Annotated in this window: 10 protein-coding genes; 2 read left to right on the forward strand and 8 right to left on the reverse strand. The window is 38.2% G+C overall.

Annotation, left to right across the window (positions count from 1 at the left end):
* The first annotated feature begins 192 nt into the window (after positions 1-192).
* Entirely contained in the window at positions 193-4,836 is a 4,644-nt protein-coding gene (locus tag ACPDHL_RS11455; protein WP_430532894.1) for a choice-of-anchor J domain-containing protein, read from the forward strand.
* A 41-nt stretch (positions 4,837-4,877) separates the two neighbouring features.
* Here the strand turns inward: ACPDHL_RS11455 and ACPDHL_RS11460 are convergent, their stop codons facing one another.
* The 6 genes from ACPDHL_RS11460 to ACPDHL_RS11485 form a co-directional block, all read right to left on the reverse strand.
* A complete protein-coding gene (locus tag ACPDHL_RS11460) occupies positions 4,878-5,531 on the reverse strand; it encodes an alpha/beta hydrolase (RefSeq protein WP_430532895.1) in 654 nt (217 codons plus the stop codon).
* A 2-nt stretch (positions 5,532-5,533) separates the two neighbouring features.
* Complete coding sequence (locus tag ACPDHL_RS11465; RefSeq protein WP_430532896.1) at positions 5,534-5,878, reverse strand: hypothetical protein; 345 nt, start codon at positions 5,876-5,878, stop codon at positions 5,534-5,536.
* 35 nt (positions 5,879-5,913) lie between these two features.
* Positions 5,914-7,167, reverse strand: a complete 1,254-nt coding sequence (locus ACPDHL_RS11470) for a dihydroorotase (RefSeq protein ID WP_430532897.1) — start codon at positions 7,165-7,167, stop codon at positions 5,914-5,916.
* A 111-nt stretch (positions 7,168-7,278) separates the two neighbouring features.
* Positions 7,279-8,037: a carboxypeptidase-like regulatory domain-containing protein gene (locus tag ACPDHL_RS11475; RefSeq protein ID WP_430532898.1), complete on the reverse strand. Its 759-nt coding sequence runs from the start codon at positions 8,035-8,037 to the stop codon at positions 7,279-7,281.
* 67 nt (positions 8,038-8,104) lie between these two features.
* Positions 8,105-9,991 carry a DEAD/DEAH box helicase gene (locus ACPDHL_RS11480; RefSeq protein WP_430532899.1) on the reverse strand — a complete coding sequence of 629 codons (1,887 nt, stop codon included), beginning with the start codon at positions 9,989-9,991 and terminating at the stop codon, positions 8,105-8,107.
* Positions 9,992-10,812: 821 nt separating this feature from the next.
* Entirely contained in the window at positions 10,813-12,222 is a 1,410-nt protein-coding gene (locus tag ACPDHL_RS11485) for a hypothetical protein (protein WP_430532900.1), read from the reverse strand.
* 175 nt (positions 12,223-12,397) lie between these two features.
* Here ACPDHL_RS11485 and ACPDHL_RS11490 point away from each other — a divergent pair, with 175 nt between their 5' ends.
* On the forward strand, positions 12,398-14,017 hold the full coding sequence (locus ACPDHL_RS11490) for an ABC-F family ATP-binding cassette domain-containing protein (RefSeq protein ID WP_430532901.1): 1,620 nt from the start codon (positions 12,398-12,400) through the stop codon (positions 14,015-14,017).
* A 213-nt stretch (positions 14,018-14,230) separates the two neighbouring features.
* On the opposite strand, the gene ACPDHL_RS11495 is transcribed toward ACPDHL_RS11490, so the two are convergent.
* Together ACPDHL_RS11495 and ACPDHL_RS11500 are read right to left on the reverse strand one after the other, a co-directional pair.
* Positions 14,231-14,425: a cold-shock protein gene (locus tag ACPDHL_RS11495; protein WP_182626507.1), complete on the reverse strand. Its 195-nt coding sequence runs from the start codon at positions 14,423-14,425 to the stop codon at positions 14,231-14,233.
* A gap of 12 nt (positions 14,426-14,437) precedes the next feature.
* The gene (locus ACPDHL_RS11500) at positions 14,438-14,860 is read right to left on the reverse strand and encodes a cold-shock protein (protein ID WP_430532902.1); all 423 of its coding nucleotides are present in this window, start codon (positions 14,858-14,860) and stop codon (positions 14,438-14,440) included.
* Positions 14,861-15,859 lie beyond the last annotated feature (999 nt).

Genomic DNA, 15,859 nt, shown 5'->3' on the forward strand with positions numbered 1-15,859 from the left:
GTTAAAAAATAGCTTTTTCTTAACTTTAAGTGTTTTTGGTTGCTAGTGTTTTTAATTGTTTTATCATAATATTGTTGTGTTAAATGTGTGAAAATGCTAATTATGTTGTGTACGATGAAGTAATGTGTTGGTATTACTGTATAAACCATTAATTTAGTTTATTGATTCAACAATACATAAAAACTAAATATTATGTTAAGGATAAAGTCGAGAATACACGGAATTATACTGGCCTTAGTATTGATTCCAACACTTGTTTTTGCGTCGCCTACTCTTAGTAGTTGGGCGAACAAAATGCAGCTCTATTTTGTCGATACGCTCCCTTTCTTTGATTGGAGTGTAGGAGAAAGAATTGTGCAGCCCCAGCTATTGCTCGCGGATGAGGATTGTGTGCCCATCACCCAATTGCCCTTTACGGAGACATTTGCCAGTGATTCAGAAACAAAACGCTGTTGGACTGTCATCAATAATAATGAAGATGATAGTACGTGGGATTTAACGGATGAGAATAATCCTTTTATAGGGGATCAAGCGGCCGTTATATCAACGGATGGCTTGGATGGAGAAAATGACGATTGGCTGATTTCACCTACTATTGTAGTAACAGGTAATCAGCGACTTCGATACCAGTATCGTGTTGAATCAAGTTTCGAACCCAATGATTTTCGCGTGATGTTGTCCACAACGGGAACTGCTGTTGATGCTTTTGATCAAGAGCTACTTCCTCTGAGAGAATACGATAATACAACCTATAAAGAAGAAATTATTTACCTCAAAGATGCCAATGGCGATCTCCTTGAAGGGGAAATAAACCTTGCGTGGCATGTTCCGCCAGGGGGGGGAGATGGATGGCGTTTATACATTGGGCAAGTTATTGTGGAGGATATTCCCGCTTGTCCTACGCCTGTAAACATACAGCTGTCTAACTATACAACCGTAGGCGTTCAAGTGGATTGGCAACAAGGATATGAGGAAGAAGAGTGGGAGTTAGCCACACGTGCAGTAGGGGCAGCCATGCCTACTTCTGGTACTGTTGTTGATGAAACGACATATACCATAACGGGATTAACGAGTAATACGGAATACGAGGTTTTTATTCGTTCTAAATGCAATGGGGAAGAGGGAAGTGTCGATTCAGAATGGGCAGGTCCTATTCGTTTTAGAACGAATATGACTCCTGCAACTTTACCGTTTCTAGAAGATTTTGAAGGACCGAATGGTTTTGTGTTTGTTGATACCAAAGAAAATAAATGGAACCTGGGTACAGCAGTGAATAACGGTGGGACTCATGCTATGTATATCAGCAATGACGAGGGCGTTTCATATCAATATACCACAGACGATGAGGATTGGGAAAATACCGTATCTCATGCGTATAAGGATTTTGCGATAGACGCAGCTGTCAATGAACTTCAATTGACTTTTGACTGGCGTTGTATGGGAGAAGGCGAGTTTTGGGCCAGTGACTATTTTCGCGTTTGGATCGTTCCTGCTGATTATCAGATCGTACCCAACGAACCGATTGACGAATTTGATGATGGCGTGTTGCCTATTGGAGCCACGGATTATAAATCGAATAATACCTTCGTAAATGAATTGATCTTTTTTGATGGCTCGCCTTATGCGGATGGAACAATTCGCCTTGTTTTTGAATGGATTAATGATGCGGTGAGTGGTATTCAACCTCCAGCGGCTATTGATAATATTGATTTGAGACCGGTGCTTTGTAGTCGACCGCAAGATTTAAGCTTAGACCGCGCAACGGCAACTCAATTTACGGTGAGTTGGACGCCTGCTGTGGACGTGGACGACTATGAGCTTATTATTCGAACGAATCCACTGCCAGCGGTGGTAGATGCAGATGTTCCCACCCATACAGCGGAAGGGAATACGTTTACGTTTACAGAAGTAAACCAAGGATCGTTTTACTACGTTTGGTTGAGAACCGCTTGTGATGCTGACAATAAGAGTAAGTGGATCGGACCTTTAGCCGTAAATGTGCCAAAAATTCCGCCAGTAACCTTGCCGTATAGTGATGACTTTGAAGAGAATGTGTACTTTCAAACTACACTAGGGGAACAAAATAAATGGGTAGCTGGAAATGCAATCGCTGCCAGCGGAACACGATCGTTGTATGTCACGAATGACGAGGGACGTAACAATGCGTATTTTGGAGAGGTTAGCGAGGTTATTCACGTATTTAAAGATTTTGTTATTCCTGCCAATACGCAAGAAGTAGACCTCTCTTTTGAATGGAGAGCCTTTGGAGATACAACAATTGATTGGGATACCTGGGAAGAAATACCGAGTGACTTTATGAAAGTATGGCTTGTGCCAGCGTCATTTACACCAACGGCGGGTACGTTAATTACCCCCGCGGCGAATCGCATTGAACTAGATCCAACGAATCCGTTTTACCAGAAGAGAAACTTTACCCAACAACGCTATATTGTGCCAGCTACGGCTTGGGCAGGACAAAACATGCGCTTAGTGTTTGAATGGACACACAATGATTTTAGCCAAAAACAACCTCCTGCAGCAGTAGACAATTTAGTTGTCAAAGAGTATAGCTGTAAGGACGTAGAAGACTTAACCGTGAGTCGAATAGAAAACACGACTAACTTTGAGGTGACTTGGACGCCAGCGGCAGGTCAAACCAAATGGGAGGTGTTTATTATTGAGAATGGTCAACCTTTTCCGCTATTTAGCGATACGGGAATTGTCGTTGAAGGTGATCCTTCTTATCTCATCGAAAATGTGCCAGAAGGCGATTTCTATAAAGTATTTGTACGTCCTATTTGTTCAGAAACGAGTGTTGGATGGTGGACAGGCCCTGTGGATTATGCTGTTTTCTATCCTCCAGGCTGTGCGAGTATTACCATTGAAGATTTAGATTTGGATGTTTCCGTTGAGGGCGAGTATATTATTTGTTCAGAAGATCCCTATCCCGTGGACCTAAAAGCTGACTTTTACGATATTAAATCAACAACAGAATATGTGGTAGAACCAATCGAATACAAGCCGCCATTTCCGTTCTTTGGCGGTGGTGCAGTCGATTTAATTGATGATGACTATTGGTCTGAAGTTATCGATTTAGGATTTGATTTCTGCTTCTTTGGCAATAGTTATGACAAGGCCTTGATCAATACCAATGGCGCAATTAGCTTTAGTATTGCAGGCGAAGTTGAGGGAGGACGCTATCAGCCAGATAGTGGATCAAGTTGGCAATTTAACGATGAACTGCCGTTTGAAACAGAGGATGATCTATCGCCATTTGTCAATGCCATTTTTGGTGTAATGCAAGATTTGAATCCCGATCCTAGTTCAGGGTCTTCGCCTGATGATTTTTCGGTTAATTACCAAATTATTGGTGAATACCCTTGTCGTGCCTTGGTATTTAATATCTATCACCTGGGCTTGTTTGATCAGCGCTATGATCCTGATGATATAGAAGGATCGACGCAAACCTCGCAAATTGTACTATATGAAATAACGAATATTATTGAAGTCTATGTGAAAAATAGACCGGTAGTAGCAGCAGGTGAACAGGGACACAACGATGGTAGTGGTGTAATTGGTATTCAAAATGAAGATGGTACGGTTGCTTATGTTCCTGAGGGAAGAAATACGGGGACCTGGGTAGCACAGAATGAAGCCTGGCGCTTTACACCCAATGGACCTTCCATTGCTACGTTTGAATGGTTGAGAGATGGAGCGTTCTTCTCAGAAGATACGGATATCTCAGTCACGATTGACGGGTCAACCACCTACACAGGGGTGATTAAATATGCGCACTGTAATGGGGAAGAAATGGTGATTAAGAAAGATTTTGCCTTCTTAAAAGAACCGATGGAATTTACAACACCTAAAAAACTGTTTGACTGTGCGAAGAAACCAGGCTCAACATTTACGTATAACTTGGATGAGAACATCCCTGTAGTTTTAATAGGTTTAGAGGCGGAAGAGTATGAGGTAGCCTACTATAAATCACAAACGGATGCCGATGCCGAAGAAAATGAACTAAATGCAGCATACGAAACACAGACGCCAAATGAAGATACCATCTTCATGAAGATCACTAACAAACTGACGCATTGCTCCAAAGTAATTTCTTTTACCTTAGGAGTGAATGAACAACTAGGGGCAACGCAAGTGAAACCTATGGTTCAATGTAAAGAAGTCACTTTACCTGCTTTAGCTCCTGGAGAAGCTTATTATACCGAACCGTTTGGTGGAGGTATAAAATATGATGCTGGAGCGCGCTATAATGAGGTAGGGTTGCATACGATTTATGTGTATAAGGAGGATGAAAAAGGGTGCTATGGGGAATCTACCTTGACGATCGATATTTTACCCGAGGTTTTTGCCCCAATTATCGAAGATAAGGTGTTTTCTTGTGAGGCCTTTAAATTACCTGTTCCGCCAGAGGGAACGAAGTATTATACAGAACCGAATGAGAAGGGAATTGAACTGCATGCCGATTATGAGGTAATTGTTCCGATGACTATTTATATGGTGACGCGAAATGGAGATCAAAAGGTGTACTGTTATGATGAAAGTAGTTTCAACGTTGATTTTGAAGATTGTCCTATTCCAAAAGGAATTTCACCTAATGGTGATGGAATCAATGACGCTTTTGATTTGAGTAATCACGGGGTAGCTAAGATTCAAATCTTTAATCGATATGGAGTAGAAGTATACACCAAATCGGGTAGCTATAAAAATGAATTTGTTGGAAAAGATAATGCTGGTAATCAATTGCCAAGTGGCACATACTACTATGTCCTGGTCTCTCATGGAAAATTGAAAACAGGATGGGTTCAACTTAATTATTAAATAAAAAAGAGGGTGTCATGACACCCTCTTTTTTTTATCTTTTATTCTTGAAGTAAGAATGTTTTAAAGTCCGTAAAGTTTAGTGGGTGAACCCCGTGTCCTACTGGATACTCTTTATAGGTGTGTTTGATTTTTAACACGTCTAAGATAGGCGAGGTCCTTCTAGCCCAATCTACAGGAATCACTTGATCCACAGTACCGTGGGAAGCAAAGACTTGCAGTTGACTGAAATCACTGTCTTCAAAACCAGCTTTGATAATATTGGCATTAAAATAGCCACTTAGCGCTACGACTTTATTGATTTTTTCAGGATAAGACAAGGCAATAGCATAGCTCAAAATAGCGCCTTGACTGAAACCTACCAAGTTAATGTCTTGCGCATCAATCGGGTATTTTGCTTGTAATTCATCGATGAATTGTACAATCAAATCCCTAGATTCAATCGCTTGTTGATCATCAGAAAACTTATTGGCATCTGCATCAAAGTGAATCGCATACCAAGCATAGCCATAAGGCGGAACAGGGTAGGGTGCTTGTGCAGATACAATATAGTAGTGATCCGGAAGTTCACGAGCAAAAGAAAATAGATCTTCTTCATTACTTCCATAGCCGTGTAAAAGTAAAATAAGCGGATTCTTATCCTTTTTTACCTTAGGCTCTTGAATTAAGTAGTTAATTGAAAGGGATGTCTCCATAATTAAGCCGATAATTTGTCAAACCATTTTTGAAAATAACCGCCGATTCCTGGCAGTACGCGAACTTCTCCTTGTGTAGTACCCAAAAAGCTATAGAACCACAGCACTACAAAACAAATGTAGAAGGGAACCGTAGCAAATAGCGAATCTACATTCGATACAAAGTAACCGAAAACATAAAACATCAGGTGCAAACCAAAGGTTTGTTTGATGTAAAAACCTGCGTATTTATTTTTGGGTTCAATATTCATGAAAATGACAATCATACACCCTAAAATAGTAAGGTGAGAGGCCAATGCCATGTTTTTACCACTTTCGATTTCTTTTGCTGAAAACGTTTTAATCATACTGTTTGAAATAATATAAGTTGTTTTTAGTGGAACTAAAAATTAAATGTTTGCTTGTCTTGACGAATAGCGCCATATACTTTTCCTCGCATGGTTTCTCCTAAAAAGGCGGAGTTTTTAGATTTCGATAGGATGCTGTCTTTGGTAAATGTCCAAGCGCCTTCTGTTGTAAATAAGCTGAGGTTTACTTCATTTCCTTCTGCAATTGATGCGGTAGGTAAACCAAAGATGGTACGTCCTGCTGTTAGTTTCGCTACAACTACCTCAAGCGGTAAAACGGTATTCAAGGCACCAAAGGCAGATTCTAATCCGATAGTTCCCGAAGTAGCCAGGTCAAATTCCAATTTCTTATGTTCAATATCTAAAGGCGTGTGATCCGTCGTAATACAATCGATGGTATGGTCGAGAACACCTGCTAGTAAAGCTTGTCTCGTTGCTTCCTCTCGCAAAGGAGGTGAAACTTTATGACGGCTGTCAAATTCTGTTAATTTAGCATCCGTCAACACCAATTGATGTACAGCTACACTACACGTCACTTGTAATCCTTTGTTTTTTGCTTCTCGGATTAATTCCAGCGATTTAGCTGAAGAAACAGTAGGGATGTGCATTTTGCCACCTGTGTATTCCAACAAGAATAAGTTACGCGCAATTTGCAATTCTTCTGCTAAAGGAGGTATACCCTTTAAACCTAAGGTAGTACTAGTCACACCTTCGTGAACAACACCTTTTCCCTTGATGCTTTTGTCCTGAGCAAATGCCACAACTAATCCATCAAAATCTTGTACATACTGCAAGGCAATCTTTAATACGTTGGCATTGTCAATGGCTTTTTTATAATCGCCAAAAGCAACAGCACCTGCATTTTTCATGTCGTATAACTCAGCCAAATCCGTTCCTTCACTTTTCACAGTTAAGGCTCCAATAGGCAATGCTTCTGTTGTTTGACCCGCTGCTTTTTGTTTGATGAAGGTAACAAGGCTTTGATTGTCTGTGATGGGGTTGTTATTCGATTCGATGGCTACTTGCGTAAATCCACTTCGCGCTGCTACTTCTAATCCATGTACGAGGGTTTCTCTTTCTTCGTAACCTGGTTCACCAAAGGAAACCGAAGTATCAAACCAACCTGGAGAAACACACAAATGATCCAACTGAATTACCGTAGCATCTTCTACTGTAATAGCAGCTGCTATCTTTTCGATTTTTCCATTTTTAAGGTGTAAATCAACAACTTGATTGTTGAAAGAACTTGTAGCATCTATGATTTTTGCAGATTTTAAAATGATATTCATTTTAGTGCGAGAATTAAATTAGTTATGTGTAGTTAATGAGTACAAAAATACTTTTTATTTTTTGCTTTTGCGAGTAAGAAGTCGAAGAAAACCACAAAAAAAATACACCCCTTATTTGGGTGTATGGTTTTGTTTTTTGACTAATATTTTGGAGTTTTCAAAACACTCATTCAGCGCTTGATAAATCTGAAAATCAGTAGCGGTATAAATAAAGCGATCCGTTTGATTGCAGTTTTTAAGCGTTTTGATAATATCTTCTTGGGTAATGCCCAATAGACCACATACAATTTCGCGATCATAACGGGTTTGCATCAAGGCAATCATATTTTGATCCTCTTTGATGTTTTCAATTTTCTTGAGCTCTTTGGATTTGCCTTTGAATAGGTTATATACTGCATCTACAGGGCTAAAGTAGCTTCCGATAGCAATATTGTACGTCGGCATGCTTTGGTGTCTGTAAAAGTCAACCTGAAGTTTATCATTCAATTGAATCAGCTTGGTATCTACTTCGAGAATACCTGTTAGGTCGTATTTCTTGATGAAGATTTCCGCTAGTTCAATGGACTGTTCGGTTAAATACAGTTTTAGATTTTCGTTGTTTAACCAGTCATTGGTTACCTTTAGTTTAATAGGTAAGTAACCAGGAAAGGAAAAGTGGATTGAATCGTTTAGATTGGCTTCAATGGCAAAAGAACCATCGCGTTTACTAACCGTTCCTTTCACTTGTGTTATGTTAATGACGTTAACATCATCAGCAGGTAAAAGAGACTTGTCGTTGTAGATTGTTCCTTTCACTTGTGACCCTTGTTGACTCCACGCCGCGAAAGAGATTAGGCATGTAAATAAAAAAACTGTAAAATTTCTCATCATTTTTAAAATTGCTTAAAAATAGTGGATATTTTACAGTTTTATATCTTATTTGAAAAAAATTAACAGATTAACTTCTTCTAGGACGTCTTGGTGCGCTGCTATCGCCGCTTCGTCTTGAAGAACTACGCTCATTTCTAGGCGCTCTTTCCGTTCTGTTTCCTCCTCTGTCATTGCGATCTGATGTACGAGAACCACGATCAGAACGGTTGCTAGAAGAACGATCGTTTCTTCTGTCACCACCTCTGTCGTTTCTATCTCCGCGATCTCTGCGCTCCGAACGGAAACCTCCATCTCCACGGCCACCACCGCCACCGCGTCTGTTGTGATCTCTTCTTCCTGCGTTTCTTCCGCCGTCATTATTTGAGATTTCAACATTCACACGACGATCTTGGTACGTTTCATTGTTTAAGATAGTCATAATCTTATCCGCATGCTCAGCATCTGTATTAAAGAAAGAGAATCCTTCTTTTACATCTACTTTAAATAAGTCATCACGGCCTAATTCTAACGTATCGCGTAGGTAATCCTTTAAGCTCATCCAGTCGAAACCATCTTTTGCTCCTAAGTTTAAGAAGAAACGAACAGCCCCATCTGAAGGAACGTCTTTGGAAGATCTTCCAGCTCCAGCAACATTCGCCAAGCTATTTGACGCTTTTTGGTAGTACTCCAATAAGTGTTTGAACTCTAGTGAAATTACTTTTTTGATGAGTTCTTCCGTTGTTAAATCTTCTAATAACTCTGTGATAGAAGGTAAAAACGTTTCAATTTCAGCACTCACTTCCGCATTTTTGATGCGATTCGCTAAGTGATACAATTGAATTTCGCAGATTTCCATTCCAGAAGGAATAGGTTTCTCTTCGAATTTCGTTTTCATGATACGCTCGATTTGAGAAATCTTACGTGCCTCACTTTTCGTGATGATCACCATAGAAACCCCTGATTTTCCAGCACGTCCTGTACGACCACTACGGTGGGTATAGGTTTCGATTTCATCTGGAAGTTGGTAGTTTACTACGTGTGTAATATCATCTACGTCAATACCACGTGCTGCAACGTCAGTTGCAACTAACATTTGAATTTGCTTTCCTCTAAAAGCTTTCATTACCCCATCGCGTTGTGCTTGAGATAAATCTCCGTGTAAAGCAGCTGCGTTGTACCCATCTTCAATTAGCTTTTCAGCAATGGCTTGGGTATCTCTTTTTGTTCTACAAAAGATTACAGAAAAGATATCTGGATTGGCATCCGCTAAGCGCTTTAAAGCCAAATAACGGTCTCTTGCAGAAACTAAATAATACTCGTGACTAACATTGGTCGATCCTTGGTTTTTATGTCCTACTGTAATTTCCGCAGGATTAGACATAAATTCTCTTGCGATGCTAGCAACTTCTGCTGGCATAGTTGCCGAGAATAACCATGTACTTTTGTCTTCTGGTGTGTCAGCTAAAATAGAGGTGATGTCCTCGTAAAACCCCATATTCAACATTTCATCTGCCTCATCTAACACACAAAATTCAATATGTTTGATGTCAACCATACCGCGGTTAATCATATCTTGCATTCTACCCGGAGTAGCTACAATAATATGTGCACCACGCTTGATTTCTCTTGCTTGCTCTGTAATACTCGCCCCACCGTATACAGCTACTGTATGAAGTCCTTTTACGTACTTAGAGTATTGTTTGATTTCATTTGCAATTTGCAAGCATAACTCCCTTGTTGGTGATAAGATCAACGCCTGAGTGTGTTTTTTAGACAGGTCAATTTTCTGAATAAGCGGAAAACCAAATGCTGCGGTTTTCCCAGTCCCTGTTTGGGCTAACGCAACAATATCGGTATTTTTTTCTAATAATAAAGGAATTGCTTTTTCCTGGATTTCTGAAGGATTTTCAAATCCTAAATCATTAATTGCAGAGAGTAGCAATTCATTTAAACCTAATAGTTCGAAATTGTTCATATAAATAATAAAATAGGTGCAAAGGTACTACTATTCTTTTATTAAATATTGATTTATCCCCATAAAAAAAATAAAAAAAATGATTTTCGTCACCTTAATTGTTTTTATTATCATTTTATATCGATAAAGACTTGTAAGATTGTGAATTTCTTCGTTTGTAAGGATAAAGTAAAACAACTACAGACATCGTCTAAAAGAAATAGTAAGGTAATTTGCGTCTTTAATGCATGCGATTTTTTCAGTTTGATTAATCGCGTTTTATCCATCAGCCTTTGATTCTAAATTATTTAGAACCAAAAATGCCAGTTGTATTTCCCTGAGAGGGGACAAATGCTGGCTTTACAATTGGAAAAAAAAGCGAAGATGTGCTTTGTTTTTACAAAAGTACTTGTAATTTTGTCTAAGAAGTTTGAAAAAAAATACACAAAACTTAAACGTGTATGACAGTTTTAAGATATCATAAAAATATTAGTGGGGACTAAATATATTATACTGAATTCTTAAAAAATACAAACCCTTCGATAGCCTCAAACTTCTTTATTTGCTATTGAAGGGTTTTTTTATGGTTTACAGTTTGCAGTTTACGGTTTACAGTTCACGCACAGTTCACAGTTCACAACTCACCATTCACAACTTACCATTCACGGTTTACAGTTTGCAGTTCACAACTCACCATTCACAACTCACCATTCACAACTCACCATTCACAACTCACCATTCACAACTCACCATTCACAGTTCACCTACACTGCATTTCGGTTTCCCATCTCCAATCTCCCATTTCCCATTTCCCATTTCCCATCTCCCATCTCCAATCTCCACTAAAGCTGTAACAATTTCTCCATATTTCGGTCAAAAATATTGACAAAAGCTTCCTGTATGCTACCATCTGCATTGAGGATGATACTGCGTTGAATTTTAGTGATAATCCATTTGTCTTTCATATCATTGAAGTCAAGGCAGCGCAGTTCAATGAGATTGGGGTGTTTGTATTGGCTAACTAAATCGCGCCATTCTTCGTGTTCACCATCAATACAAACCGATATGACTTGCATGTTGGGTAATGTTTCCAGCAATTGTAGTGCGCGTTTGTGACTAGCTTCCGCATGGGCTAAGCCATTTTTTGTCCAAACAAACATCAGTGTTTTTTTCTTAATTAGCTTTTTAAATTCAACGGGATGCTCATTGAGATCGACCAGTTCAACATTAGGAAGGCGATTTTCGTACTTTAAGTTTTGAACTGCCGTTTGTATTTTTATAATTTCCTGATGTTGTGTTGTGTCCGTAGAGAGCTTAAAGTATTGCTCAAAGAATTTATCGTTATTATTTAAATTTTGATCTTCCAAGAGGTAGATCAAAGCGATATTATCTAAAATCGTATTTTTAACCTTCTCGTTGCGAATTAAGGTATCCACTACGTTGAGTTTGGTGATATTTTTGTCAAATTTAGTTTGACTGTCAAAGTCGAGTTCTGATTCATCGCTAATGGAGCTCAGCATAATCGCTAAGTATTTGGTAAAAGAAGAATAGCGAATGAGTTTTTCGTTGTTAAAATCGACCTTATCGCGAAAAGCGTAATAATCTGCAGGCAGTTGATCTCGAATATCTTTTTTAGTTCTCACATAGTGTGCAATAGGATAAATCTCCTTTTGGCTATAGAAGTGAAGGTCGAGTTTTGTTTTTGCGTACAAGTCAAATTCGGGTCCCCATCCCACAATTGCTTTGCTGCGTAGATAATAGGTTGTACGTGCGGCATGCGTTGAGTCAATAAAACGCACGAATTGATCCACACCATAGTCGTAGTTCTCGTATCGCGTAGATTCATCCACTAAATTTTTAACCGTAAGGTTCATCAAGAAATTATTCTTTTCTGAACCTCGTCCAGAAAAAATAATAGAGTGATCGAAATCTCTTGAATTCAAACGCAGATGTAAGCTGTCGTTTTTGTCGAAGTATACATACTGAAATTCAGGGTTAATGCGATAGATATAAAGTCCTGGTGTTAAAGAATCAAACTTTTTTTCAAAGTGATTATTCTTATCCAAGAAAATAGTGTCCAATAGTTCATTATCCTTGAAGAATAAGATGTAATTGGCGGTAGGGTTTTGTATTTCGCCACTGAAATAAGCCGAGTAGTCGGTTGCTTCGAATTCCTTTTGACAGGAACAAAGCAAAGCGAGCAATGGCAAAATACCATAGCGAATACTTGTATTTAAAAAGGTACTATACATTGTTTGGGGAATAATGCTAGTTAAAATTTGACGTCAATCACAAAAGTAAGTTTTACCTTTAGTTAATGTTGTTAACAGATGGTTAAAATAAGTAATTCGAATTTGAAATAAATAAGAGGGATTAAATCTCATATATATTTAGTAATTTTGCACAAATTAAATCAAACGAGAAATAATGTTAACAGTTTCAAATCTGTCAGTTCAGTTCGGTAAGCGAATTTTATTTGATGAAGTAAATGTAACCTTTACGCAAGGCAATTGCTATGGAATTATCGGTGCGAATGGTGCGGGTAAATCAACGTTTTTGAAAATATTATCAGGAGAATTTGATCCTACCTCTGGACACGTTATTCTAGAGCCAGGTAAGCGTATGTCTGTGTTAAACCAGAACCACAATATGTTTGATGAGCATACCGTGCTTGAAACAGTGATGATGGGAAATAAAGATCTATTTGCTGTTAAGAAAGAAATGGATGATCTGTATTTAAACTATACAGATGAGAACGCTGATCGTATTGGCGAGCTTCAAATTCGCTTTGATGAGATGAATGGATGGAATGCCGAATCAGATGCAGCTACGATGTTGTCTAACTTAGGTATTTCAGAAGAATTCCACTATACCTTAATGGCGGAGATGGATGCGAAATTAAAAGTTCGCGTCTTATTAGCACAAGCTTTATTTGGTAATCCAGATGTATTGATTATGGATGAGCCGACCAACGACTTGGACTTTGAAACCATTGGTTGGTTAGAGAACTTCTTGGCGAATTACGAAAATACGGTATTGGTAGTATCGCATGACCGTCACTTTTTAGATGCAGTGTGTACACACGTATCGGATATTGACTTTGGTAAGATTACACATTACTCAGGAAACTATACGTTTTGGTATGAATCTAGTCAATTAGCCGCTAAACAAAGAGCGCAACAAAATAAGAAAGCAGAAGAGAAAAAAGCGGAGTTAGAGGAGTTTATTCGTCGTTTTAGTGCGAACGTGGCTAAGTCAAAACAAGCGACATCACGTAAAAAGATGATTGATAAATTGAAGTTGGATGATATTAAGCCTTCTTCTCGTCGCTATCCAGCAATTATCTTCGATCAAGATAGAGAAGCAGGAGATCAGATCTTAAATATCACAGGCTTAGCAAGTTCAATTGATGGTGAAGTGTTGTTTAAAGATGTAGATTTAAACGTGGTAAAAGGGGATAAGATTGTTGTGATCTCTCGTGATTCACGTGCTACAACTGCTTTCTACGAAATTATTAACGACAACCGCAAGGCTGATGCAGGTAAAGTAGAGTGGGGGATTACTACTTCTCAATCGTACTTACCAGCAGAAAACCACGAGTTTTTTGACAATGATTTAACTTTGGTTGATTGGTTGCGTCAGTGGGCAAAAACAGAAGAGGAAAGAGACGAAGTTTATGTACGTGGTTTCTTAGGAAAAATGATCTTCTCTGGTGAAGAGGCCCTAAAAACAGGTAGAGTATTGTCTGGAGGTGAAAAAGTGCGTTGTATGTTGTCTCGTATGATGATGTTAAGAGCGAATGTCTTGATGTTAGATGAGCCTACGAACCACTTAGACTTAGAGTCTATTACAGCGTTTAATAACTCGTTAAAAGGGTTTAAAGGAACTGTTTTATTCACAACACACGATAAAGAATTCGCACAAACCGTTGGAACGCGTATTTTAGAATTAACGCCAAACGGAGTAATTGATCGCTATATGACTTTTGAAGATTATTTGGATGATCCAAAAGTAAAAGAACTAAGAGAAAAAATGTACAAGGAGTAGTTTACGGTTTACAACTCGTACAAAAACAATATAAAACGCCAATCATGCAACATGATTGGCGTTTTTAATTTACGGTTACGGTTAACAGTTTACCACTTACCACTTACCACTTACCACTTACAGTTAAGGGTACAAAAAAAGCCAATCATTACAAATGATTGGCTTTTTTGTGGATATTTACTGTTAGCAGTTAACTGTCAACGGTAAACTAAATTATCTTACACGTCTAACTTCAACTGCGTTTAACCCTTTTTTTCCTTTTTCAACTTCGTAAGTTACTACGTCGTTTTCGCGGATACGGTCAACTAAACCTGAAGTGTGTACAAAAATATCTTCTCCGTTATCGTCTGGTGTGATAAAACCAAACCCTTTAGTTTCATTAAAAAACTTTACTGTTCCTTGTTGCATAATTAATTAAATTTATTGTTCTTTTTTAGCTGCATCTACAGCTCTGATTCCATTTTTACTTTGCTCTAATTTAAAGCTTATTTTCAAACCTTTTTCTAAAGGTACACTCAAATCATTTTGATGAAGGAAAACACTCTCTCTTGTTTGAGAATCAATAACGAATGCATACCCTTTGTCGGTTACATAGCTGATGATTCCTTCGTGATCTTCTTGAGAAACTTTCTCAGTTTTCTTGATCTCTTGCTTTTCTTGTAAAGCTTGTTCTTCCGGAGTAAGATGAGTTAATTGCCCTAGTTTATCAACATATACAAATAAATCTTCTAAATCCTTTCCTTTGTTGTTGTGTGATTTACGCTCTTCTCTGCGTTTTAGTTTCTCTTCTTGCTTCTGTTTCTTTTTTTTGTTGTTTTCTTTCTTAAAAAATGAGTCTGCCATTAATTGATTAAATAGTTAACAAATGCTTTTTTGCAGTTGTAGGTTTGTAAATGGGTGTTGCTTTGCTAAGCAACCAAGAAAAAAATTGATTATTTGATTTGTAGCTACCCCCGAAGGATCTTCCTAAACGAAGGGTACTGAGAAGTTGTTTGAAAATAAACCGACTTACTACGAATGAAAATAAAAAATATTTATCTTTTTGTGATAAATGCAAAAAACAGTAGTAAAGGTTTGAAAAAGATAAGCGCAGTAGTAAGCTGCGATTGAAATTTACCAGGCTATACAATAACTTTAATTGCCGTAATCCCGACAAAGGTATTGTTTTTTTAATTAGAAAAAGGTTTTTTAGCAAAAAATATTTTTTTTATTTAATGGAAAGAACAGTTTGTTCGCGCTTCGTTCTTTGCTCTTTATTTCACTTAGTTGATATTTTGTTTTGGTGTTCAATGAATCTACGCTACGCTTCGATTTGTTCTTCGCGCTTTATCTCACTGATTTTATATTGGTTTTGGTGTTCGATGAATCTACGCTACGCTTCGATTTGTTCTTTGTTTGATTTTCTCTTCATAAGAGATTTTTTTCAACTAGATGTAATCAACCAAAAGCCGAAAGCCGAAAAACAGTTTTTTTGTTCTCTGCTCTTCGCTCTCTGCTCTTCGCTCTCTGCTCTTTGGTGTTTGGAGTTTGTGATTTGTTCGCTCACCACTTTATCTCACCTAGTTTATATTTTGTTTTAGTATTCGATGAACCTACACTTCGTTTCGGTTTGTTCTTTGCTCTTCGCTCTCTGCTCTTCGCTCTTTGGTGTTTGGAGTTTGTGATTTGTTCGTTCACCACTTTATCTCACCTAGTTTATATTTTGTTTTAGTGTTCGATGAACCTACACTTCGTTTCGGTTTCCACTCACCACTCACCATTCACCATGAACGTCCCTAAATATGGTTGACCGTTTTTAAACATTAACTTCATTATTAAATATAGTAATAAATGGTTTGGAAA

Source organism: Myroides sp. C15-4, from assembly GCF_050522745.1.
Classification (GTDB): Bacteria; Bacteroidota; Bacteroidia; order Flavobacteriales; family Flavobacteriaceae; genus Flavobacterium.

Excerpts from the sequence above, each read along its gene's own strand:
- ACPDHL_RS11455 (WP_430532894.1), top strand. The coding sequence starts at position 193 with ATGTTAAGGATAAAGTCGAGAATACACGGAATTATACTGGCCTTAGTA.
- ACPDHL_RS11460 (WP_430532895.1), bottom strand. The coding sequence starts at position 5,531 with ATGGAGACATCCCTTTCAATTAACTACTTAATTCAAGAGCCTAAGGTA.
- ACPDHL_RS11465 (WP_430532896.1), bottom strand. The coding sequence starts at position 5,878 with ATGATTAAAACGTTTTCAGCAAAAGAAATCGAAAGTGGTAAAAACATG.
- ACPDHL_RS11470 (WP_430532897.1), bottom strand. The coding sequence starts at position 7,167 with ATGAATATCATTTTAAAATCTGCAAAAATCATAGATGCTACAAGTTCT.
- ACPDHL_RS11475 (WP_430532898.1), bottom strand. The coding sequence starts at position 8,037 with ATGATGAGAAATTTTACAGTTTTTTTATTTACATGCCTAATCTCTTTC.
- ACPDHL_RS11480 (WP_430532899.1), bottom strand. The coding sequence starts at position 9,991 with ATGAACAATTTCGAACTATTAGGTTTAAATGAATTGCTACTCTCTGCA.
- ACPDHL_RS11485 (WP_430532900.1), bottom strand. The coding sequence starts at position 12,222 with ATGTATAGTACCTTTTTAAATACAAGTATTCGCTATGGTATTTTGCCA.
- ACPDHL_RS11490 (WP_430532901.1), top strand. The coding sequence starts at position 12,398 with ATGTTAACAGTTTCAAATCTGTCAGTTCAGTTCGGTAAGCGAATTTTA.
- ACPDHL_RS11495 (WP_182626507.1), bottom strand. The coding sequence starts at position 14,425 with ATGCAACAAGGAACAGTAAAGTTTTTTAATGAAACTAAAGGGTTTGGT.
- ACPDHL_RS11500 (WP_430532902.1), bottom strand. The coding sequence starts at position 14,860 with ATGGCAGACTCATTTTTTAAGAAAGAAAACAACAAAAAAAAGAAACAG.